The sequence below is a fragment of the Marivita sp. genome, assembly GCF_051251565.1.
Lineage (GTDB): Bacteria > Pseudomonadota > Alphaproteobacteria > Rhodobacterales > Rhodobacteraceae > Marivita.
On record NZ_JBPOFB010000001.1, the window covers coordinates 24201 to 47617 of the forward strand.

General features: G+C 59.8%; 20 protein-coding genes. 3 read left to right on the forward strand and 17 right to left on the reverse strand.

Going from position 1 to position 23417, the window contains the following annotated elements; all coding sequences use genetic code 11:
- The first annotated feature begins 17 nt into the window (after positions 1–17).
- Both ACSHXH_RS00135 and uvrC read left to right on the forward strand, forming a co-directional pair.
- Positions 18–797 (forward strand): SDR family oxidoreductase, encoded by a 780-nt coding sequence (locus ACSHXH_RS00135; RefSeq protein WP_435669719.1) that lies wholly within the window; start codon positions 18–20, stop codon positions 795–797.
- Positions 798–1106: 309 nt separating this feature from the next.
- Positions 1107–2975, forward strand: coding sequence for an excinuclease ABC subunit UvrC (uvrC, locus tag ACSHXH_RS00140; RefSeq protein WP_435669720.1), 1869 nt, complete (start codon positions 1107–1109; stop codon positions 2973–2975).
- A 112-nt stretch (positions 2976–3087) separates the two neighbouring features.
- Here uvrC and ACSHXH_RS00145 read toward each other — a convergent pair whose 3' ends face one another.
- From ACSHXH_RS00145 to trpS, 13 genes are all read right to left on the reverse strand, one after another.
- Positions 3088–3519, reverse strand: coding sequence for an acyl-CoA thioesterase (locus ACSHXH_RS00145; RefSeq protein WP_435669721.1), 432 nt, complete (start codon positions 3517–3519; stop codon positions 3088–3090).
- Positions 3519–4277 carry a TIGR02186 family protein gene (locus tag ACSHXH_RS00150; RefSeq protein ID WP_435669722.1) on the reverse strand — a complete coding sequence of 253 codons (759 nt, stop codon included), beginning with the start codon at positions 4275–4277 and terminating at the stop codon, positions 3519–3521. The genes ACSHXH_RS00145 and ACSHXH_RS00150 overlap by 1 nt, the downstream gene beginning before the upstream one ends.
- On the reverse strand, positions 4277–5191 hold the full coding sequence (locus tag ACSHXH_RS00155) for a sulfite exporter TauE/SafE family protein (RefSeq protein ID WP_435669723.1): 915 nt from the start codon (positions 5189–5191) through the stop codon (positions 4277–4279). Before ACSHXH_RS00155 ends, ACSHXH_RS00150 begins: the two co-directional genes overlap by 1 nt.
- A 161-nt stretch (positions 5192–5352) precedes the next feature.
- Positions 5353–6318 carry an ABC transporter permease gene (locus ACSHXH_RS00160; RefSeq protein ID WP_435669724.1) on the reverse strand — a complete coding sequence of 322 codons (966 nt, stop codon included), beginning with the start codon at positions 6316–6318 and terminating at the stop codon, positions 5353–5355.
- Complete coding sequence (locus ACSHXH_RS00165) at positions 6318–7409, reverse strand: ABC transporter permease (RefSeq protein WP_435669725.1); 1092 nt, start codon at positions 7407–7409, stop codon at positions 6318–6320. The genes ACSHXH_RS00160 and ACSHXH_RS00165 overlap by 1 nt, the downstream gene beginning before the upstream one ends.
- Complete coding sequence (locus ACSHXH_RS00170; protein WP_435670172.1) at positions 7402–9231, reverse strand: ABC transporter ATP-binding protein; 1830 nt, start codon at positions 9229–9231, stop codon at positions 7402–7404. The genes ACSHXH_RS00165 and ACSHXH_RS00170 overlap by 8 nt, the downstream gene beginning before the upstream one ends.
- 133 nt (positions 9232–9364) lie before the next feature.
- Positions 9365–10360: a BMP family lipoprotein gene (locus ACSHXH_RS00175; protein WP_435669726.1), complete on the reverse strand. Its 996-nt coding sequence runs from the start codon at positions 10358–10360 to the stop codon at positions 9365–9367.
- A 111-nt stretch (positions 10361–10471) separates the two neighbouring features.
- A complete protein-coding gene (rimI, locus tag ACSHXH_RS00180) occupies positions 10472–10924 on the reverse strand; it encodes a ribosomal protein S18-alanine N-acetyltransferase (protein WP_435669727.1) in 453 nt (150 codons plus the stop codon).
- The gene (gene tsaB / locus ACSHXH_RS00185; protein WP_435669728.1) at positions 10921–11496 is read right to left on the reverse strand and encodes a tRNA (adenosine(37)-N6)-threonylcarbamoyltransferase complex dimerization subunit type 1 TsaB; all 576 of its coding nucleotides are present in this window, start codon (positions 11494–11496) and stop codon (positions 10921–10923) included. The genes rimI and tsaB overlap by 4 nt, the downstream gene beginning before the upstream one ends.
- A complete protein-coding gene (locus tag ACSHXH_RS00190; protein ID WP_435669729.1) occupies positions 11486–12049 on the reverse strand; it encodes a NifU family protein in 564 nt (187 codons plus the stop codon). The genes tsaB and ACSHXH_RS00190 overlap by 11 nt, the downstream gene beginning before the upstream one ends.
- Positions 12050–12177: 128 nt before the next feature.
- Positions 12178–12633, reverse strand: a complete 456-nt coding sequence (locus ACSHXH_RS00195; protein ID WP_435669730.1) for a universal stress protein — start codon at positions 12631–12633, stop codon at positions 12178–12180.
- Between the two features lie 142 nt (positions 12634–12775).
- Positions 12776–13636 (reverse strand): branched-chain amino acid aminotransferase, encoded by an 861-nt coding sequence (locus ACSHXH_RS00200; RefSeq protein WP_435669731.1) that lies wholly within the window; start codon positions 13634–13636, stop codon positions 12776–12778.
- A gap of 148 nt (positions 13637–13784) precedes the next feature.
- A complete protein-coding gene (gene trpS, locus ACSHXH_RS00205) occupies positions 13785–14828 on the reverse strand; it encodes a tryptophan--tRNA ligase (RefSeq protein ID WP_435669732.1) in 1044 nt (347 codons plus the stop codon).
- Between the two features lie 42 nt (positions 14829–14870).
- On the opposite strand from trpS, the gene ACSHXH_RS00210 reads away from it, so the two are divergent.
- Entirely contained in the window at positions 14871–15596 is a 726-nt protein-coding gene (locus ACSHXH_RS00210; RefSeq protein ID WP_435669733.1) for a rhomboid family intramembrane serine protease, read from the forward strand.
- Here the strand turns inward: ACSHXH_RS00210 and murJ are convergent.
- The 4 genes from murJ to ACSHXH_RS00230 all read right to left on the reverse strand — a co-directional run bounded on the left by murJ (position 15593) and on the right by ACSHXH_RS00230 (position 23379).
- On the reverse strand, positions 15593–17140 hold the full coding sequence (gene murJ / locus ACSHXH_RS00215; RefSeq protein ID WP_435669734.1) for a murein biosynthesis integral membrane protein MurJ: 1548 nt from the start codon (positions 17138–17140) through the stop codon (positions 15593–15595). The two genes, ACSHXH_RS00210 and murJ, sit on opposite strands and share 4 nt — an antisense overlap.
- Positions 17141–17505: 365 nt before the next feature.
- Entirely contained in the window at positions 17506–19395 is a 1890-nt protein-coding gene (locus ACSHXH_RS00220) for a DUF4214 domain-containing protein (RefSeq protein ID WP_435669735.1), read from the reverse strand.
- 32 nt (positions 19396–19427) lie between these two features.
- Positions 19428–22238 (reverse strand): [protein-PII] uridylyltransferase, encoded by a 2811-nt coding sequence (locus tag ACSHXH_RS00225; protein ID WP_435669736.1) that lies wholly within the window; start codon positions 22236–22238, stop codon positions 19428–19430.
- Entirely contained in the window at positions 22198–23379 is a 1182-nt protein-coding gene (locus ACSHXH_RS00230; RefSeq protein WP_435669737.1) for a penicillin-binding protein activator, read from the reverse strand. Before ACSHXH_RS00230 ends, ACSHXH_RS00225 begins: the two co-directional genes overlap by 41 nt.
- Positions 23380–23417 lie beyond the last annotated feature (38 nt).

Below are 23417 nucleotides of genomic sequence, written 5' to 3' on the forward strand. Positions count from 1 at the left end.
CCACAGGGGCGACCCCAATGAGCAGAGCTTTGATCACCGGCGCGGGAAAACGGCTGGGGCGCGCGATGGCGCTCTATCTTGCCGATCGCGGTTACGACATCGCGGTGCATTACGCCAGTTCACAGCGCGAGGCCGAAGAGGTCGCCGACCTGATCCGCGCCAAGGGGCGCATGGCCTGCACGGTACAGGCTGATCTTCTGAACGAAACGGCCACGCAGGCGCTGACCGACAGCGCGATTGCAGGACTTGGCGGGCCATTAACGGTGCTGATCAACAACGCGTCGATTTTTGAGTATGACACTCTGGGCACCGCAACCCGCGAAAGCTGGGACCGGCATCTGGAAAGCAACCTGCGCGCGCCATTTGTTCTGACCCAGTGTTTCGCAGCGCAACTGCCGGGTGCACAGACCGACGCGCAGGGCGAGCCCGTGGCGTCGGGGCTGGTGATCAACATGATCGACCAGCGGGTGCGCAAGCTGACGCCTGAGTTCATGAGCTACACCATCGCCAAGATGGGCCTCTGGGCGTTTACCCAGACCGCCGCACAGGCACTCGCTCCGACGTGCCGGGTAAATGCCATCGGGCCGGGGCCAACCCTCAGGGGGGGGCGTCAGAGCGAAGCGCATTTCGCCAAACAGCGCGCTGCGACGATCCTTGAGCGTGGGGCAAACACGTCTGATATCACCGCAGCGCTGGGGTATTTTCTGGACGCTCCGGCGGTTACCGGACAGCTGTTATGCGTAGATGGTGGCCAACACCTTGGATGGCAGACGCCGGACGTGATTGGCGTTGAATGATATATGGTGAAGACAAGTTTTGCACCGCTCTCGATACCGTTACGAAAGTGTTACGAAAGTCTTAATGTTTTCAGTAGCTTCTGACCGGGAAACAAAAATATTGTGATATATCAATGACTTATTTTGTCGCCTAAAAAATGGGCAAATCAGTGAACGCGCCGAAAAACAAAGGAAAAACGTTAACGTCCAAAACTTCTCCGCAGACTTATCCACAGAAATCGTGGATGCCTTAACAGTTGCATAGACCAGACCAATCGGGCAGCGACACAGAGAATCGTGGAAACTGCGAAAGCGTCGAAACAGACTGACATGCCCAATGAAACTGACACTGACACCCTGACCGGGCATGACCGCATTCAGGGTTATCTCAAGACGCTGGATTCAAGCCCCGGCGTCTACCGGATGCTCGATTCACAGGCGCGGGTTTTGTATGTGGGCAAGGCGCGCAACCTGCGGGCACGGGTGTCGAACTATTCACGACCGTCGCCGCAGCATTCGGGCCGCATCGCGCGGATGATCTCGGAAACTGCGTCGATGATGTTCCTCACGACGCGGACGGAAACCGAGGCGCTGCTGCTTGAACAGAACCTCATCAAGCAACTCAAGCCGCGCTACAACGTGTTGTTGCGGGATGATAAATCCTTTCCCAACATTCATGTGACCGATCACGCCTATCCGATGATCCACAAGCACCGAGGCGCGAAAAAGGATAAGGGTGCGTATTATGGCCCCTTTGCCAGCGCGGGGGCGGTGAACCGCACGCTGAGCCAATTGCAGCGGGTGTTTTTGCTGCGCAATTGCACGGACGCGATGTTTGACAGTCGTACGCGACCTTGCCTGCAATACCAGATCAAACGCTGCTCTGGTCCATGTGTCGGCAAAATCTCGGCTGCGGACTATGCCGAGAGTGTCCGTGATGCCGAGCGGTTCCTGTCGGGAAAATCCACCAATGTGCAGGAAACGCTGGCCGTGCAGATGGCGCAGGCGTCCGAGGATATGGAGTTCGAACGCGCCGCCGCGCTGCGTGACCGTATCCGCGCGCTGACGCAGGTGCAGACGGCGCAGGGGATCAACCCGCGCGGCGTGGCCGAGGCGGACGTTATCGCGCTGCATCTGGAGAAAGGGCAGGCCTGTGTGCAGGTGTTCTTTATCCGGGCGAACCAGAATTGGGGGAACCGCGATTTTTATCCGCGTGTCGGCCCGGATGTGGACGAGGCCGAGGTGCTGGAGGCGTTCTTGGGGCAGTTCTACGACACCAAGGAACCTGCGCGGCTTTTGTTGTTGTCGCATGCGATTGAGAACGAAGACCTGATGACGCAAGCGCTGTCGGACAAGCTGGGCCGCAAGGTGGATGTCGCGGTGCCGCTGCGCGGCGAGAAATCCGAGCTGGTGGACGGCGCGCTGCGCAATGCACGGGAATCTCTGGCGCGGCGGATGGCCGAGACGGCAACGCAGGCCAAGCTGCTGCGTGGACTGGGCGAAGCATTTGGTCTGGAGGCTCCGCCGGAACGGATAGAGGTTTACGACAACAGCCACATTCAGGGCACCAATGCCGTGGGCGCCATGATTGTTGCGGGGCCGGACGGGTTCATCAAGAACCAGTACCGCAAGTTCAACATCAAGGATGATGACCTGACTCCCGGTGATGATTTCGGGATGATGAAAGAGGTCCTGACCCGGCGCTTCAAGCGCTTGCTCAAGGATGATCCAGACCGGGACAAGGGGCTGTGGCCCGATCTTTTGCTGATCGACGGTGGTGCCGGGCAAGTATCGGCTGTGCGCGCCATCATGAAAGAATACGCGGTCGAGGATGTGCCGATGGTGGGCGTCGCCAAGGGCGTTGATCGTGATGCGGGCAAGGAAGAATTCCACCGCACGGGAATGCGCCCTTTCGCGCTGCGCCACAATGATCCGGTTTTGTACTTTGTTCAGCGCCTGCGCGATGAAGCGCACCGCTTTGCCATTGGCACACACCGGGCGAAACGGGCGAAGTCGCAGATGGCCAATCCGCTGGACGAGATTTCGGGGGTGGGTGGTGCCCGCAAACGGGCGCTTCTGGCACATTTCGGGTCGGCCAAGGCGGTCAGTCGGGCGAACCTGGCGGATTTGAAAGCGGTGGACGGGGTCAGCGAGGCGTTGGCCGAACGCATCTACGGGTTTTTCCACGAGAACGGCTAGGCTTGGGCGGAATGGGTGCGCTGGCGCGCACGCTTGATATCTCGGTCACAGCGCGTTGCGCTGCGTCCTCGGGTTTGCCTCCGGCGGAGGTATTTTCCAGCCCAAAGAAGACCTAGGTCAGAAGCTGTTCCAGCGTGGTGCGGATTTCGGTTGATAGCGGGGCTGGTGTGCCGCTGTCGGTGACATGCACCTGGGTAAAGAAGCCTTCGGCCCCGGCGGAGTCCGCGCCAGTGGCAAACAGCGCGATGTCGTAGCGGAACGACGAGGTTCCGATATGGGTGATGCGCAACCCAGCGGTCAGGATGTCGGGAAAGCCCAGTTCGGCGTGGTAGCGGCAGCCACTTTCTACCACGAGGAATTTGGTGGCGTTGGGCCCGCGGAGTGCGATGCCTTGGTCGATTTGCCAAAGGCTGACCGCGGTATCGAAGAGCGCGTAGTAGGTGGCGTTGTTGAGGTGACCGTATTCGTCATTGTCCTGCCAGCGGGTGGGCAAGGTGCGGAAGGCGCGGTAATCGGCGCGGGTTCCGGGGGGCGTGCGCGGCATCAGCCCGAGCGCAACAGGCGGAACGCGGCAGAGGCGCCCCACCCGGCCGCGATGGCAATGGCGAGAGAGAGCAGTCCGTAGACCAGCGGTTGTTGGCGCGACAGGTTGAAGAGCCAGCGTTCCAGCCCGACCTTTCGGACGTCAATGCTGGTTTGATAGTCCGAGATCACGCGGCCATTCCGGGTAAGAAAGATGCGCGCTGCGTAATCGCCTTCGGTCAGGTTGGCGGGCATCTGGATCTCTGTACGGAACAGGGTGGATTGTTGCAGGTCAACCGCACCTTCCTTGAGGGCATAGAGGCCGTTGTTCATGCGGATGCGGATCACCGCATCCGTGAAGGCCTGCGGCTCATCTACGTTCATCGGAGCCCCGACTGAGCGGATGGCGCGGGGAATTGAGATCCTGTGGCGGAGGTCTTCGGTATCGCTGATCACGTCTTTCCACGGGGCTGACGTGGCGACGGCATAAAAGCTGGGTGCGGCGTCGACATCGACAGCATCCACATTCACCCAGATGCCAAGTCGCTTTTCCTTGCGGCGCACAGTGACGGGTTCCAAAGGACCGGACACGGTGACGATCACCTGCAAGGGTGTGTCTAACCGGATCGGTGTTTCGCGTTTCACCGCGCCGTAGAGCAGAATTTCGGAGCCATCGAAACTGGTCGAGATCGACACCTGATCCTGACTGAGGCCCAGCACCACTTCTTCGGCGTAAAGTGGCGCGGCGATCAGTGCCAGAAGGGCCAGCAGCGCGCGCATCAATGGCCCCCCGCCGTACCGATCGAGAACAGCTCGGAGGGTTGGATCAGCAGGTCGAGCGCCAGCTTGCCGCAGACGGCCAGTACCATGATGGCCAGCAGGATGCGCAGTTGTTCGGCTTTGAGCTTGGCCCCGATGACGGTCCCGAACTGCGCGCCGATCACACCGCCGATCAACAGCAGCACCGCGAGCACCATATCGACGGTGTAGTTGGTGGTGGCGTGGAGCAGCGTGGTAAAGCCGGTGACAAAGATGATCTGGAACAGCGAAGTGCCCACCACAACTTTCGTCGGCATACCAAGCAGATAGATCATCGCAGGCACCATGATGAATCCGCCACCAACCCCCATGATCGCTGCGAGGATGCCCACCAGCACGCCAACGATCAACGGAGGAATCACCGAGATATAGAGACCGGATGTGCGGAACCGCATCTTGAAGGGAAGGCCGTGAATCCAGTTGTGTTTCTTGCGCGCGACAGGCTTGCCGGATTTGATCTTGCGGATCGCGTTCAGGCTTTCGACAAACATCAGTGACCCGATGATGCCAAGGAAGAAGACGTAGCAAAGCTTGACCAGCAGATCGACCTGACCGAGGCTCTTGAGGTAGTTGAAGACGCCCACACCCATCGCGGCGCCGACCAGACCGCCGACAAGCAGCACGGTGCCCATCCTCAGGTCGACGGTTTTGCGCCGCAGGTGGGCCAGAACACCGGAAAACGATGAGGCCACGATCTGGTTGGCTTCGGTGGCGACGGCCACTGCGGGCGGGATACCGATGAAGAACAAGAGCGGTGTCATCAGGAAGCCGCCACCCACACCGAACATGCCCGAGAGCACACCCACGGCTCCGCCCAATCCAAGAAGAAGGAAGGCGTTGACGGAGACCTCGGCGATGGGGAGGTAGATCATCATATTTGTCCTTAAACCCAAGCACCGCGCTGTTTCAAGCGGTGCGGTGCCGCAGGTGCAAAAAGGACTTATGAATATGGATCATCTGGACTTAGGGCGCGGCAGGTGATGCGCCGACGCATCACCTGTTTCGGCGTTATGGAAACGCCCACTTAATCGAGCTGTCAGCGTTCCTTTACGTAGGGCTCGCCACCGGCGCGCGGTGGGATGGCTTTGCCGACAAAACCTGCAAGGATCACCACGGTCAGGATATAGGGCAGGGCGTCCATGAACTGCACCGGCACGACAAACGCGCCAAGGTCGATGTTCTGATACCGCAGTGCCACCGCTTGCAGCAGGCCAAACAGCAGGCAGGCATAAAGTGCGTACCACGGCCGCCATTTGGCGAAGATCAGTGCGGCCAGCGCGATAAAGCCACGCCCCGCGGTCATGTCCTTGACGAACCCGGCCTGAAGCGCCGTGGCGAGGTAGGCCCCTGCAACGCCGCACAGAATGCCGCAAATGCCAACCGCAACAAAGCGCAGGCCGACCACCGATATACCAGCGGTGTCCACCGCTTCGGGCGCTTCGCCCACAGCGCGCAGGCGCAGGCCGAAACGGGTGCGGTAGAGCAGCCACCAGGTCAGTGGCACCATGGCAAAGGCGACATAGACCAGGATTGAGTGCCCCGAGATCAGTTCCGCGTAGACCGGACCAATCAGCGGCACGCCAGCCAGCGCTTCGGCCCCCGGCAGGGTGATCGGCTCGAACCGGCCAGCGCCCATCAGCGACGGTGTGCGCCCGCCTTGGCTGAACCAATCCTGTGCTATGAGAACGGTGAGGCCAGCGGCCAGAAAGTTGATCGCCACACCCGAGATAAGCTGGTTGCCCCGGAAGGTGATGGAGGCCAGCCCATGGATCAGGCTGAGCGCCAATGAGGCGAGAATACCTGCGCCAAGGCCCATCCAGACATCGCCGGTGATGGCCGCAACGGCCGCAGACATGAACGCGGCGGCGAGCATTTTGCCTTCAAGCCCGATGTCGAAAATCCCGGCGCGTTCGGAGAACAGACCGGCAAGGCAGGCCAAAAGCAGCGGCGTGGCAAGGCGCACGGTGCTGTCGAGCACTTGCAGAAGGGTTGCGAAATCCATCAGGCTTTCCTCCGGGCAGCGAGGAAGAGTTTTTCAAGCGGCATCCGCACCATGTTGTCGAGTGCACCTGTGAACAGGATGACCAGCGCCTGAATCACCACGATCAGTTCGCGCGGGATATTCGTCCAAAGGGCCAGCTCCGCGCCGCCTTGGTAAAGGAAGCCGAAGAGCAGCGCGGCGAGCAGAACACCCAAAGGATGTGATCGGCCCATCAGAGCGACGGCGATGCCGATGAAGCCCGCGCCTTCGGTGGCGTTCATCACCAGGCGTTCGGCCTCGCCCATCGTGGTGTTGAGCGCCATCATGCCCGCAAGACCACCCGAGATGAGCATGGCGACCACGGTGATCTTGACCGGGCTGATGCCTGCGTATTTCGCGGCGGATTCGCTTTGACCAAAGGCGCGGATCTCGTAGCCCAGCTTGGTGCGCCAGATCAGAACCCAAATGGCCAAGCACATGAACAAGGCGAGGAAAAAGGTCACGTTGGCAGGTGCGCCGCGGAACATCGGTTCGGCTGCGGTTGAGAACATATCCTGAAACGTGGGCAGACGCACCGCTTCGGGAAAGCGGGCGGTGGCCGGGTCCATCGCGCCTTGGGGGCGCAGGATGTTGACGAGGACGTAGTTCAGCACGGCGGCGGCGATGAAGTTGAACATGATCGTTGTGATCACGATGTGGCTGCCGCGTTTGGCTTGGAGATAGGCGGGGATAAACGCCCACATCGCTCCGAACAAAGCAGCCGAGACGGTCGCGCCCAAAAGCGCCACGTACCAGTTCGGCCATGGGATATAGAGACAGGCCAGCGCCACACCGAGGCCGCCGATCATTGCCTGACCTTCGCCGCCGATATTGAACAGCCGCGCATGAAAGGCGATCGACACGGCAAGGCCGGTGAAGATGAAGTTGGTCGCGTAGTAGAGCGTATATCCCCAGCCCGACGACCGCATGAGCGCGCCATCGACCATCAGTTTGAACGCGGCAACCGGGTCTTCGCCGATGCCGATAATCACCAGCGCCGACAGGATTGCGGCAAGGATGAGCGATATCAGCGGGACAAGGACCGCATCGGCCCAGGCGGGCATCTTATCCATCTTTGTCACCTTCCTGGGGGTCTTTGGGTTTGGCCGGGGTCGTTGTGATTGATGGCACGCCTTGCTGGATCGTGGCGCTGAAGCCGCCAATGCTCAGGCTGTTGTCGGGTTCGGTTGAGATGGACAGTTCGGTTGTGTCTATCGTGCGCGCGTCGGCAACGTCCGTGGGCGTGTCGGTGATCGGAGCGTCCGGTTCTAAGCTGATCTCTGTGCTTGTTTCCAGCGCTTGGGGTGTTTCAACGGTTGCCTCTGGGTCCTCGGTCAGCGCCATGGGCGCGGCTTTGGGCACGACATGGGCGGTGTCGGTGATCCCGGCCATCAGCAGGCCAAGTTCCTGTTCATTGGTTTGGCTGGGGATGCGTTCGCCCATGATCTGGCCGTCAAACATCACCGCGATGCGGTCGGAGAGCGAGAATATCTCATCAAGCTCGACCGAAACGAGCAGGATCGCTTTGCCTTCGTCGCGCAGGCGAATGATTTGTTGGTGGATGAATTCAATTGCGCCGATATCAACGCCGCGTGTGGGTTGACCGATCAGCAGGATATCGGGGTTGCGTTCAATCTCGCGGGCGAGAACGATCTTTTGCTGGTTGCCGCCAGAAAAATTGCGGGCGGCCAGTTTCGGGTTGGGCGGGCGCACATCGAAACGGTCCATCTTGGCGGCGGCTTCGGCCTTGATCGCGGCGTTGTTCATCAACGGGCCGGATTGGATGCCGGGGTCGCGGTGATAGCCGAAGACGGTGTTTTCCCACGCGGCGAACGGCATGATCAGCCCTTCGCGGTGGCGGTCTTCGGGGACATGCGCGATGCCGCGCGCGCGGCGCGACTGGCCGTCTGACGCGCTTCCGGTCAGGTCTATTTCCTCGCCTTTGACGCGGACGGTGCCGGTGCCGTTGGCATAGCCGCCCAGCATTTCGAGAAGTTCGGACTGACCGTTGCCGGCAACACCCGCAATGCCAAGGATTTCACCGGCGCGCAGTTCCAGCGATATGCCCTTGAGCCGTTCGACGCCTTTGTCGTCGACCAGCCGCAGGTTTTCGACTTCGAGCACGGGTGCGCCGGGGGTGGCTTCTTTCTTGTCGACCTGCAACAGCACCTTGCGTCCCACCATCATCTCGGCCAGCCGTTCGGGGCTGGTTTCCGAGGTCTGAACGGTCGCTGTCATCTCACCACGGCGCATGACGGACACGGTGTCGGTGGTCTCCATGATCTCGCGCAGCTTGTGGGTGATCAGGATGATCGTTTTGCCCTCTTTGCGCAGGTTATCAAGGATGCGGAACAGGTGGTCGGCCTCGGCGGGTGTCAGAACGCCGGTCGGTTCATCGAGGATCAGGATATCGGCCTGACGGTAAAGCGCCTTGAGGATTTCGACACGCTGCTGGTGGCCTACGCTGAGGTTTTCGATGATCGCGTCGGGATCGACGTTGAGTTCGTATTCTTCGGCCAGTTGCTTCAACACGCCACGCGCCTTGTTCAGCGATGGGCGGAGCAGGGGGCCGTCTTCGGCACCAAGGATGACGTTTTCCAGAACGGTAAAGTTCTGCACCAGCTTGAAATGCTGGAAGACCATACCGATACCGGCCTTGATCGCGGCCTGACTGTCGGGGATCTGGGTCTCGCGGCCATTGATGAAAATCTGGCCGCTGTCGGCTTTGTAGAACCCGTACAGGATCGACATGAGCGTGGATTTGCCCGCACCGTTTTCGCCGATGATGCCGTGGATCGTGCCGGGGCGCACGCGGATCGAGATATTCTTGTTGGCCTGAACCGGGCCAAACGCCTTTGAGATGCCCCTGAGTTCGATTGCGGGTGCGACCGTCATTGTGTCGGTCTCGGGGGCGTCAACGGCGGTGGTCATGAACTATCCCTGCATCGGTCTTCGGGTCTGTCGCCCGGTATGGTGCAGAGCGGCCTGTGTCGGCCGCTCTGGGTGTGCTGTGGGCCGTTTGGCAGGATCAGAAGTTGATCGCCGGGCAGCTGTCGTCAGACATGTAGTCGTGGACCATCAATTCGCCGCTGGCGATCTGAGCGGAGGCCGCATCAACCGCTGCCTGCATTTCGGCGCTGACCAGCTCTGCGTTGAATTCGTCCAACGCGTAGCCGACGCCGCCATTGGCGATGCCCATGACGTTAATGCCGATTTCAAGGTCGGTGCCCATGGTCATCGCGTCATAGACGGCGTTGTCTACCCGCTTCATCATGGAGGTGAGAACCTGCCCGGGGTGAAGGTAGTTCTGGTTGCTGTCCACACCAATGGACAGGATGCCTTCGTCGGCTGCGGTTTGCAGAACGCCCACACCTGTGCCGCCTGCAGCCGCATAAACCACGTCAGCGCCTTGGCTGATTTGCGCTTTGGTCAGTTCGGACCCTTTGACTGGGTCGTTCCATGCTGCTGGTGTTGTGCCGGTCATGTTGGCGACAACGGTTGCGTCTGCGTTCACGGCCTTTACGCCTTGGGCGTAACCACAGGCGAATTTACGGATGAGCGGGATGTCCATGCCACCGATAAATCCGACGGTGCCCGATTCGGAGGCCATCGCGGCCATCATGCCAACGAGGTAAGAGCCTTCATGTTCGTTGAACACGACCGAGCGGACGTTGGGCTGATCGACAACCATGTCGATGATTGCGAACTTGGTGTCCGGGTAATCGGGGGCCACTTCGGCCAGCACGTTGCCGAAGGCAAAGCCGGTCATCACGATGGGGTTGTTGCCGTTTTCGGCAAAGCGGCGGAGTGCCTGTTCGCGCTGCGCTTCGGACTGAAGCTCGATCTCGCGGAAGGTGTTGCCGGTTTCTTCGGCCCAACGCTTGCCGCCGTTAAAGGCGGCTTCGTTGAAGGATTTGTCAAACTTGCCGCCCAGATCAAAGATCAGGGCTGGTTCGGCGACAGCCGCGCCGGCGGTCAGCGCCAATGCAGCGGCGGCACCGTAAAGTTTGGTCATAAGTGTCATTTGCAGCTCCCAGGTGTTGGACTTCGACGGCTTGATTGCGTCGCTTGGACAGATCGGGTGATCAGGTGCAATTAAGGCCGCAGGCGCGACAAAGGGTCAACCGCTTTTTGCCTAAGTGCCTTGGGACGTTGGCGTATCATGCGCGTGACGCTGCGCCACGGGGCGGGAAAGCAGCAAAGCATCGTCTTTTGTGCCATTCCGGAGCGTGTAATAGGCGCGGCGCATTCCCAATGGAGCGAATCCGTGGAGCGCGTAAAAAGCGCGTGCGGGATGGTTCTGCTCAGCCACTTCAAGAAAGATGCGCGCGGCGTTCCGGGTTTCGGCAAGCGCGATGAGGTCTTGCATGAGCGCGGACGCAATGCCCTGCCGCTGAGCGTCCGGGTTTGTGGCGATGGCAAGGATTTCGCATTCGTCGGCAACCAATTGCGCGATCAGCCCGCCTTGAGGGTGGGTTAGGAACTGTACATGGCGATTGGCAAGGGTGTCCGCGATGTCCTGCGCCGACCACGGCCGCATTTGCACATAAGCGCGGTCCATGATTGCCGCGAACGCGTCGGGTGTCACGACAGCATCACCGGGGCAGCATCGCGCGCGGGGGCGGCATCTGCGGGCTTGATATAGAGCGGTTTTGGGCGCTCGGCCTGAGATGGATCAGCCAGTGCCGCAACTCTGGCCATGGCGGCGATCAGGGTGTCGGGTTCCGGGGGTAACAGGGCGTCTGGCACTTCTGAGGTGGGAACAAGCCGGGCTGTGCCGCCGGGGGATTGCGCGTAGAGCATATCGCGCGGGGCACTGACGGCGGCTGTGACGTTAGGGTGCAGATGGTGGATCGCCTCAAGGGTCGAGACCCCGATGGCGGGGACGCCAAGGCCCAGGGCCAGACCACGCGCGGCCGAGACAGAGATACGGATGCCCGTGAAATTGCCGGGGCCCACGCCCACGCCGACGCAGGTCAGGTCGGTCCATGTCTTTCCGTGCTCAGCCAGAAATGCCTCGATCATAGGCATCAGGTGTTCCGCCTGACCGCGTGACATGGGATCGACGCAGGTTGCGACGACGCGGCCATCCCAAAACAAAGCGGCTGCGCAATGCGCAGCCGATGTATCAAACGCCAGTAGTGTCGTGTCAGACGGCAACCGGCCGCACCTCGGTCACCTCGGGGATGTAGTGGCGCAGCAGGTTCTCGATCCCCATCTTGAGCGTCAGGGTCGAGGACGGGCAGCCTGCGCAGGCCCCCTGCATGTGAAGGTACACGATCCCCCGGTCAAACCCGTGGAACGTGATGTCACCGCCATCCTGCGCCACGGCAGGACGCACGCGGCTGTCGAGCAGTTCTTTGATCTGGCCCACGATTTCACCATCTTCGCCGGTGTGTTCCGCGTGGCCCGAAGGGGCCTGCGCATCGCCGGACATGACTGGATCGCCAGATTGGAAATGTTCCATGATCGCACCCAGAAGCGCGGGTTTCAGGTGGTCCCAATCCGAGTTTTCATCCTTGGTCACGGTGACAAAGTCATGACCAAAGAACACGCCCTTGATGCCTGCTACACCAAACAGGCGCGTCGCCAGCGGAGAGGCCGATGCGCCCTCGGCTGTTGGAAAGTCGGCTGTGCCCATGTCGAGCACGGTCTGACCGGGCAGAAACTTGAGAGTGGCGGGGTTCGGCGTGGATTCGGTCTGGATAAACATGGGATCGCCTCCTGATGGACGTTCCATATATGAGGTGCCTCTGAGCCAGCGTCAAGGATTAGAACAGTTCTAAGTTCGTTGTGATGCTTTGACCATTGCCCAATGCGAATTGTGATCTGTGACGAAGCTCAGGTGATCGCTTCGAGCCGTTCCTTGGACAATTCACCCGGCACGATGGTGATCGGGATCGGCAGACTACCAGCGTTCTTGGTCAGTTGTGTGACCAACGGGCCGGGGCCTTTTTTGCCGCTGTTTGCGCCCAGTACCAAAACACCGATTTCAGGGTCTTCCTGCACGAGCGCGATGATTTCGGTGACGGCTTCGCCTTCGCGGATCACCAGTTCGGGATCGACGCCCTGCTTGTCGCGCATCCATTTGGCGAAAACTTCGAAATGCGCGTGAATCCGTTCGCGGGCTTCTTCGCGCATGACTTCGCCGACACCGATCCAGTGGTTGAATTCATCTGCCGGGATGATGGACAGGATTTCGACACCGCCGCCGGTATTTGCCGCACGCATTGCCGCAAATCGCATCGCATTCAGGCATTCGCGGCTGTCATCCAGCACAACAAGAAATTTACGCATAGATGTTCTCCCGCAGGGATCATGACGCAGGAACAAGGGCCGTGCAATAGACCATGCGTGGTTCTACGCTACGGCAGCGTTGGCAGTAAATCAGTGTTGATTTCCGGTGCCGTGAACGGTGCAAGGCTCAGAGCGGTGTGCGTCATTCGGAGTGGGCCCAGTCCCAATACATGTCCCGCACCCGGCGGGTGACGGGACCGACCTGATACGAGGTGTCTTCAAACCCAACCACAGGGGTGACCTTGTTCATGTTGCCCGACAGGAACACCTCGTCCGCGGCTTCAAAATCGGCAAAGCTGAGAACGGTTTCATGCACCTTTGTGCCATCGGCACGCAGGTGGGTCATGTGGCGGGCGCGGGTGATCCCAGCAAGAAATGTGCCATTGGCGATGGGGGTAAAGACCTCACCGTCCTTGACCATGAACACATTGGCGGTCGCACTTTCGGCGACATTGCCCATCGCGTCCGTGACCAGAGCGTTCTGGAACCCGCGCGCGCGCACTTCGCGCAGCATCCGCGCGTTGTTTGGGTAAAGGCACCCGGCCTTGGCATTCACCACCGAGCTTTCCAGAACGGGACGCCGAAACTGTGTTTTGCCCAGCGACACGCTGGCAGTTTCAGGTGCCATTGGGATCTCTTCGAGGCAGATCGCAAAACCGGTCTTGGCGGCGGAAGGCAAGATCGCTGTCGCATCGCCATCGATGCCCCAATACATGGGCCGGATATAGACAGCGGTGTCCTTGGCATAGGCGCGCAGCCCGTCCCAGACGATCTGGACCATGTCCTCGGCGGTAACGGTGGGCGTGACCATAAGCGCCTCGGCGGATCGGTTCACGCGCTGGCAATGGGCGAGCAGGTCTGGGACAGCGCCGTTCACATAACGCGCCCCGTCGAACACGCCGCTGCCAAGCCACGCGCCATGATCGGCGGCGTTGATGACGGGAATGTCGCCTGCGTGCCATGCGCCGTTGAAATAGGTTCGGATGTTTGTGCCGGTTGCCATCGGGCCCTCCTGATTTGGTGTCAGGTTAGGTCCGGGGTGTGGGAAGGTCCAGAGGATGCAGTGTGGAAAACTCCTTGCAGGAAGCTTTCACCGAAAGCGCTCAGCCGCGGGCCCAAGCCTTTTCAAAAGGCTTGGGCGTTCTGCGGGATTAGCGGATCATGCCGACGATGTCGTAGGTCTGTTTGAGGATGGGTGCTGCAATGATCCGCGCGCGATCCGCGCCTTTGCGCAGGATTGCGTCAATTTCGTCTGGCTGTTGCATCAGGCGCGCCATCTCGGTCGAGATCGGCGCAAGTTTGGCAACGGCAAGGTCCGACAGAAGCGGTTTGAAGTCCGAGAACGGCTTGCCCCCGACATCGCTCAGCACTGAGTCCACCGATTGATCGGCGAGGGCGGCGTAGATGTTCACCAGGTTGCGTGCCTCGGGCCGGCCTTCGAGCCCATCTGCCTCGGAGGGCAGGGCATCGGGGTCGGTCTTGGCCTTGCGGATCTTCTGGGCAATCGTGTCGGCATCGTCGGTCATGTTGATGCGGCTGGCGTCCGACGGATCGGACTTCGACATCTTCTTGGCCCCGTCACGCAGGGACATGACCCGAGTTGCGGCCCCTTCGATCACAGGTTCGGTGATCGGAAAGAAATCGGTTTTGAAGTCATGGTTGAACTTGGTCGCAATGTCGCGCGTCAGTTCAAGATGCTGCTTTTGATCTTCACCCACGGGCACATGGGTCGCGTGATAGAGCAGGATATCCGCGGCCATCAGCGCAGGATACGCAAGCAGGCCCAGAGACGCGTTCTGCTGATTTTTGCCGGCCTTGTCCTTCCACTGGGTCATCCGCTGCATCCAGCCCATGCGGGCAACACAGTTGAAGACCCAGGCCAGCTGCGCATGTTCGGCAACCTGTGACTGGTTGAACAAGATGGATTTATCGGGGTCGATGCCGCTTGCGATATAGCCTGCCGCCAATTCGCGGGTCTGGCGGCGCAGCGCCTCGGGGTCCTGCCAAACGGTGATCGCGTGCATGTCAACCAAGCAGTAGATCGTCTCAAAGCCCTGGCCCTGCATTTCCACGAAACGCTTCATCGCGCCAAGGTAGTTGCCCAAGGTCAGCCCGCCGGACGGCTGAATCCCCGAAAAAACACGGGGTGTGAAGGCACGAGAGGTTTGGACCCCCTCGGAAGGTGCCGTGGTCATGGCCAAACTCCATCTGGCAAAAGTGCTTGCGGTGCCTTACCGATGGCACCCAATGCCGTCAAGCAAGGGCCCTGTGCCGTGACCGATCCCCATAACGAACCCCCGCTCAATCCTCTGCCGCCTGTTGTGATCGCGCTGTTTCTGGTGATCATCGGGATCGAGATCGCGTTCAATCTTGGCGCGCGCGGGTTGATCGGCGGCCCGCAAGCGGTGGGTTGGCGGCTTGGTACGTTAGAGCGGTTCGCGTTTTCGTCCGAGATTTTCGCCTGGATGCGTGAGAGTGGCCGCTGGCCGGTTGAGCATATGCTGCGGTTTCTGTCCTACCCGTTTGTCCATGCCAGCTTTACCCATGCGTTGTTTGCGGGGGTGATGCTGTTGGCGCTGGGCAAGATGGTGGGCGAGGCGATGGGCAGCCTTGCTGTTGTCGCGATCTTTTTTGCCTCGGCGGCGGGGGGGGCGTTGGTTTATGCCGTCACCTTGGGAGGGTTCGCACCGCTTATAGGTGCGTTTCCAGCGGTGTACGGATTGATCGGTGGTTTCACCTATCTGTTGTGGCTGCGGCTTGGATCGCTTGGGGAAAGCCAGATCCGGGCGTTTTCGCTGATCGGGTTCCTTTTGGCGATCCAGCTGATTTTCGGACTTCTGTTTGGACCGAATGCCGAATGGGTTGCAGATCTTGCAGGGTTCTCGATTGGCTTTGTGCTTTCGATTGTGTTGGTGCCCGGTGGGTGGGCCAAGCTGGTTGACCGTGTGCGCCAGCGCGACTAGGCCTTGCGGCGTCGGAATGCGTTACGGAAGTCGCGTAGGGAAAAGGCACCAATCACCTGTCCCGCAAAGCCGTAGCTGACCATGCCAACGCAGACCAAAACTGCCAACGCGATAAAGCGGATGCCTGCCATGGCAAAGAACGGACCCAGTGCGATCGTTGTTGCCCAAAGCACCGCACCCATGACCGCAGAGGCCACGCAAATCCGCCAGATCCGGCGTCGGAATTGCGCATCAAAGCGCGCCACATCGCCCAGTTTGCGGCCACCCCGCGCCAGCATGCCCACCATGATCCACCCGGCCAGAGTTGTCGCAATTGCTGGCGCAATCCATCCGAGGACAGGGGCGAGACCCACTGCCACAGCTGCGTTCACGATCATCGCCCAAACCGCATAGCGGAAGGGCGATTTGGTGTCTTCACGGGCAAAGAACAGCGGTTGCAGCACTTTTTGCAACACAAAGGCAGGAAGGCCCAAGCCGTAGATGGCAACCGCGGCTGCGATGGCTGCGGAATCGTCTGCCCCAGTGGCCCCACGTTCGAAAAGGACCGTCACTACGGGAAGTGGAATCACCACCAACGCAACCGCTGCCGGAATTGTCAGTGCCAGTGACAGCTCGCCCGCGCGGGAAAACGCGTGTTTCGCGCCCACGTCGTCTTGGGCGCTCAGGCGTCTGGAGAGGTCCGGCAACAGAACGATGCCAACCGCGATCCCAACCACGCCAAGCGGCAATTGATACAACCGATCCGCCGCATAAAGCCAGCCCACGGCCTTTTCGAAATGCGACGCAACCTGTTGACCGACAAGCAGATTTATCTGCATCACGCCGCCTGCCAGCGCGGCCGGAATGGCGACAACGACAAGGCGCTTCATCTCGGGTGTCCAGCGCGGGCGTGATGGGCGCAAGCGGATGCCAGCGCGGTCAGCGGCGACCCAGACAAGAGCCAGTTGCGCAAAGCCCGCCAACGGCACCGTCCAGATCAGCCAGCGGATGACTTCGCCGCCCGAGTAGGCCGCCCAGGCCATTGAAACACACACAAAAATATTCAGGAATACAGGCGCAGCGGCGGCGGCAGCAAAGCGGCCCGTGGCGTTCAGAACCCCGGAAAAAAGCGCTGTCAGAGAGATCAGAAGGATGTAGGGAAACACGATGCGGCCATAGTCGACCGTAAGGTCAAACCGGGCATCGCCAACGAACCCACCGGCGGTCAGCCAGACAAGACCGGGCATAAAGATCATCGCAACGGCGCTCAGGATCAGCAGAACAAAGGCCAACCCGCTGAGCGCCTGACTGGCAAAGCCGATGGGGTCGTCATTGGCCTCTAAGCGTTTGGAAAACATGGGAACGAAGGACGCGTTGAAAGCGCCTTCGGCAAAGAAGCGGCGAAACATATTGGGCAGGCGGAAGGCCGCGACGAAGGCATCCATGACGGGGCCGGGGCCGATCAAAGCAAGGATCATGATTTCGCGCAGCACACCAAGGATGCGGCTCATCAGGGTCCAGAAGCCGACGGTGAGAACACCGGAAATGAGGCGAATAGGTTTCATGGCGCTCCTTCTGCGTGACAGTGGCGTAGAGCAGAAATCGACCGGCGAAAAGTGCCTGTTGCTCTGTGACGGCTGAGGGGTTGTGCGGATTACACCGCGATCTGGCCGGGTTTCTGTCTTTATGCGGTGCGCGCATACAAAGTCATTGGCGGTGTGTTGGCGTTACCTTTTGTCAATGATTTGTTCGCAAGTTGAGGCACCAAGATGGTCTGAGAGCCGATTCAGTGTGCAGCAACGCCCTGTCCTGTGTCGAAGATGTCAGCCTAGACTGCCTTTGCGGTGATGTGCTTACGGTCCTGCACCCAAAAACACGGCCCTGATGGGCAGTGTTTTGGTGTTTGTGCCAAGACTGGGGGGTGCGTTTGTTATGCGATATCCGCAAACGGGTTGGCGATTCCGCCGACTACGGGCAAAAGCAGATCGGTCGACCCGCTTTGGGCCTCTGCGAACGCTGCATCGGCCAAAGCCTGCGCGGTAGACAGGCTCCCCACGGTGCCGTTGAACGCATCCATCACGGCATTGGCTGCCTCCAGGTCGCTTTGCCCCTGAATAACCGCGAAGTAGAGCCCGATATCGGTCTTGTTCTCGATATAGGCCACATCGGCGAGCGACCCGGTCGTCGCGCGCGCACCGGCCAGCAGATCAAGGATGAACCCGCTTTCCGTAGATCCACCATCGGCAAGCTGCGTTGTCCAGAATCGGAAACCATCCAGATCGGGATCACGGCCCAGAACGTTGTTGTAAACGGCGGTGACAAAATCCCCGTCGCTCATATCAGCGTAAAGCGCAGTTGTTTCGGGCTGAGTGAAGAACAGGTCGGCGATGTCTTCAAAACTGAAGTTATTTTTCTGAAACGCAGTCGCCCAGAACGACAGGCCAAGGGCATCAGCAGCCCGATCAAAATAGGCAATGTAAAGCTCTGTCAGCGTGGTGAGGTTTGCGGCGGAAATCAGACCGATCCCGTCATGTTTGCCAAGCTCGAGCTGCACGCCACCTGCGGTTTCGAGGATATCAACTTCGAAAAGGGCGGTGCTTGCGTCAGGGTTCCTGCGGTCAATTACAGTGCTGATGTCATTCTGGAAGGTGATCGTTGTGTTGCCTTGAGACAGGGTATCAAAGCGGACGGTGTCAACGCCGTCGCCGCCATCGACACTGTCTTGTCCGGATTGCCCGGCGATAAACAAATCATCACCACCAAAGAGCCGAACAAGCTGATCCTCGGCGCCGTCAGTGATGCGGTCGTCAAGATTTGTACCGATGACGATCAACCGATCCGGAGTTCCCGTGATTTCGACCGTCTCGGCAAAACCGAACCCGTCATCTGCGATCAAGCCGGTGCCAATGTTGAAATCAAGCCCGGCAGTTGCGTTGGAAAACAGGAAATCCAGGATCGGGATCGCCCCGTCTGCCGCGATGCTGTAACTGTCCGCGCCCCCACCGCCAAGTACGGCAACCACCTGTTCGGGCTCAAGCTGGATAGAATAGGTGTCTGCGCCAACGGTCCCTTCAAGGCCGAGATAGAAATCAAGGGCGTCGTTCACGTTCTCAAGTTGGTCGACAAAGCCTGGCCCCGTCACCGTGGCGCTGTTGGTGGTTCCGTTGATGTCAAACGTGACAGGCGCGCTGATCCTATCGTAATCCAGCGTGAACCCGGATACGTTTGTGCCGTCGGGGACATCAAAGACAATGCGGTCATTGCCGTCGCTGGCGATGATGCGGTCCCCGTTCCGGGTGTTGAGGCCTGTGTTTATGATATCATCCCCAGACGTCCCTTCGACGGCATCGTCGAATGCAGAGCCGATGAAAGTGATCGGCTGGGTCAAGTCAGGCAAGAACGGCTGCCAGCTGAGCGCCTGATTGTATGGCCCAAGCGCTGCGCTGGCATCGATTGTTATGGGGCCCGCGCTGCTGAACAGGGCAGACAGAGCAGAATAGTCCGATGTGTTCGCTGCTGTGAAAAGTGCGGTTTGGAAGGACACGGCATCCCAGTCGATCCCGGTTATCGTCGCCTGACGCACACCGACGCCGCCAAATTCAACCGAAGTGATCCGACCATCTGTGAAAACACCGAAATCATTGGCTGCAAAATCGGTGCCCCGGAACGTGACCGTCACGTTCGAGGTCACAAAGACCGTATGCTCCAAAACAATTTCGGTTGGCGCGACGGATCTGACAGCGACGCTCAGGACGCCTTGGGTGTCGAAAAACGATTGTTCGAGGAAAAACGTATTGTTGCCTGTATAGCTAAATTGCAATTTGGCCTCCTAATCTTGCTTAATCATATAAGTCATTCCTTGGCGCGTGCAGCCCCTTCGGAAATGGCGGTGCGCAGTTTGGTCTCAAGTGCTTTTTGTTTGCTTTCGGAATGGAATTTGAGGCCAAACATATCTTTTACGTAAAAGGTGTCTACAACCTGTTCCCCGTAGGTCGCGATGACCGCAGAGGCGATGTAGACATTCGCGTTGGCCAATGTGCGGGTGAGGTCGAACAACAGGCCTGGGCGATCGCGGGTGTCGACCTCAATGATGGTGTAGATTTCTGATCCTTCATTGTCGAAGGTGATCGAGGTCGGAACCCGGAACGCGCGTTCGCGTTTCTTGATCTTGTCGCGCGGTTTCATTGCGTCGCGCGGCACCACGTCGCCGCGCAGGGTTTTGGTGATCATGTCGCGCAGGCGCGGGATACGCACGTCTTCATAGGGCGACCCATCGCCGTCCTGAATCCAGAATGCGGCGGTGGCGAACCCGTCTTTTGACGTGAACGTGCGGGCGTCGACCACGTTTGCGCCAACCAGCGCAAGCGCCCCGGCGAGCCGGGAAAAGATGCCGGGGTGATCGGACAGCGCAAAGCAGACACGGGTCGCGTCACGGTCTTCGTCGGGGTGGATATCAATGCAGATTTCGTTGTCGCCAATATCGCGCAACAATTCCGCGAACACCTTGTGGGCGGTGAGATGCAAGCCCTGCCAATAGGGCGGATAATGCCGGGAGGTTTCCGCCCGCAAGTCCTTGGCGTCCCAGCCGTCAAGCGCGTCGCGCAGTGCTTTTTTGGCTTCGGTGCCGCGATTTTCGCGGTTGAGCGCCTCCATCCCGTCCTCAAGCGCGCGGCGGGTTTGACGGTAAAGTGCGCGAATGAGGACCGCTTTCCAGTTGTTCCACGTGCCCGGTCCGACACCGCGAATGTCGCACACGGTGAGCACGCAAAGCAGGTCAAGTCGTTCTCGGGTCTGCACCGCCTTGGCGAAATCACGCACCGTGCGCGGATCGGCGATATCGCGCTTTTGGGCCATGTCGGACATCAGCAGGTGATAGCGAACCAGCCATTCGACGGTGGCGCATTCCTGTTTGTTCAGGCCCAGCCGGGGCGCGACCTTGCGTGCGATCTTAGCGCCAAGCACGGAATGGTCTTCGTTCTGACCCTTGCCGATATCGTGAAGCAGCAAGGCGACATAAAGCACCTTGCGGTTGACGCCATGCTTGAGGATGGAGCTGGCCACGGGCAGGTCTTCGGCAAGATGGCCGTTTTCGATCTCGGACAGGTGCCAGATGCATTGGATCGTGTGTTCGTCCACCGTGTAGTGGTGGTACATGTTGAACTGCATCATCGCCACGATTGGCTCAAACTCGGGTATAAAGGCGGCCAGAACACCCAGCTCATTCATGCGGCGCAGGGCGCGTTCTGGGTTGCCATGCTTGAGCATGAGGTCAAGGAAAATGCGTTGCGCTTCTTTGTCGTTGCGCATGTCACGGTCGATCAGGTGCAGGTTTGCGCTGATCAGGCGCATGGCGTCAGCATGTATCAAGAGGCCGGTGCGCAGGGCTTCTTCGAAGATGCGCAAAAGGTTCATCTTGTCAGCGAGGAACGCGGCATCGTCGGTGATGGCCAGGCGGTTGTTCACCACCTCGTAGCCGTCCTTCATCTTGGGGGCGCGTTTCAGCAACCGCATCAGAAGCGGCGGTTCTTTTTGCTGGGACGCTTCGAGCGACGTCAGGAAGATGCGTGTCAGGTCGCCGACGGAGGTGGCATAGCGGAAGAAATCCTGCATAAACACTTCGACCGCGCGGCGTCCTGCCCGATCTGTATACCCCATGCGTTCAGCCACTTCGACTTGCATATCGAATGTCAGTTGCTCGGTGGCGCGCCCAGCGGCAAGGTGCAAATGGCATCGCACGGCCCAGAGAAAATTCTCGGCTTTGACAAACGTTTCGAATTCTTCGGGGCGGAACACGCCAGCCCGCACCAGTTTGCCAAGATCGTCAGTGTGGTGGATGTACTTGGCGATCCAGAACAGCGATTGCAGGTCACGAAGGCCGCCTTTGCCCTCTTTGACATTGGGTTCGACCATGTAGCGCTGGCCCTGCTTGAGGTGCCGTGCATCGCGTTCGGCGAGTTTCGCTTCGACAAATTCGACCTCGGTGCCACGGAACAGGGTAGACCAGAGCTTGCTGTCCAACTCATCTGCCAGCGTTTCATGGCCGACCAGAAAACGGTGTTCGAGCATGGCCGTGCGGATCGTAAAATCCTCGGCCCCGAGGCGCAGGCAGTCTTTGACGGTGCGTGACGAATGACCGACCTTCAGCTTGAGATCCCACAGGATGTAAAGCATGGATTCGATCACACTCTCGGCCCAGGCGGTGATTTTGTAGGGCGTCAGGAATAGCAGGTCGACATCCGAGAATGGCGCCATTTCACCCCGCCCGTATCCGCCAACAGCAAGCACAGTAAGCCGTTCGCCTTCGGTTGGGTTTGGGTTGCGGTGTATCCGCTCGGTGACGATTTTAAACGTGAGCGCAACAAGCTGATCGGTCAGCCAAGTGTAGCCCTTCGTCACAGGAAGCGCGTTGCGTGGATGTGCGTCAAGCCGGGCGGCAATCGCCGCACGCGCGGTTTTCTGGGCGTCCTTGAGGATGCCTACCACGCTTGCGCGGATGTCACGTTCATCGGTTGTGTCGCCGAAGCTATTCCACAGGGTGTCGCGAAGCTTTGCAACGTCAAGCACGTCGTCAAAGCTGTCGGACTCCGCTGCGGCGCCCGACGTCTGATCATGGGTCAAGGACTTAGAAGCCTGCGCCGCCGAAGCCGGATGGGGCTGGGTCAAGGATGGTCACCTGATTGTTGCGCACGGTCGCAATGGCAAGACCGCGTTCATTGGTTCCGTCCGGGCGGATGCGGAAGACCCCGTTGGCCCCCTGAAAGCCCGAGTTTTGTGTGAGTGCGCGTGCGCTGAGCGCGTCAGTTCTGCCCTGGCGGACCAGCGCACCAATGGCGGCGATGCCGTCAAAGGCAAGCCCGGCAAGCGGGTGCGGATCTTGTCCGAACTGAGCGCGGTAGCGGCTGTCAAAGGCAGATTTTGACGCGGTGTCGGGCAGGGTGAAATACCCACCCTGCGCGCCCGGCATGGACAGGATTTGCTGCGGCACATCCCAGCGGGCAAGACCCATATATTGCGTGTTGGACGGGCTTAGCCCGGCTTCTGGCAAGAGTTGCAGCAAAATGGGCAGGGCCCCTGCGGCGTTTGACGTCAAAAACACCGAATCCGCACCGGTTGATGCGACACTATCGCGAATGCGGGGCACCGCCGAGGCGACGCCCTCTTGCGAGAAGGGGAACGCTTCAACCGCAGCCACACGGACGCCGTTCTGCGACGCGGCGGCCTGGATCGCGGCCTTGCCAAATTCACCTTCGACGGTCTGTGGATGCACGATCACAACCGAGTTTTTGCCTTGCCGGGACGCGTAGCCCAACAGGCGCTTTGCAGTATTGCGGAAGGTGGGGCCAAGAACAAACACGTTGCCACCGGCAATCGACGGGTTGTTCGAAAAGCTGAGTACGTTGATGCCATTGTCAGCCACGGCCACACCCGCGGCGTTGGCGGCTTCGCCAAAAAGCGGGCCGAGAATGATCTGGGCTCCTTCGGCGACAGCAGTTTCGGCCTGTACGGCGGCGCGCTGGGCGTTGCCGCCGGTGTCATACACGCGCAGGTCGATCTGCACCCCGTCAAGCGAGGCCAGTGCAAGGCGTGCGGCGTTTTCAAGGCTGGCAGCTACGGCACCTGCATTGGCGTCAGTGCGCGGGATCAAAAGAGCCACGGGAACGGGGGCGTTGGTGTTCACACGCGGGCCCGCGTCGCTGCTGGGACTTGCCATCATGGCTGGATCACAGGCCGCAAGGCCCATAAATGCGGCCACCGCCACGGCTTTGCGCAACAGCTTGCGGGGGGTGGACAAAACAGCCAACATAATACGAACTCCCTGATCGCGTCACGCCGCGGCGCGCG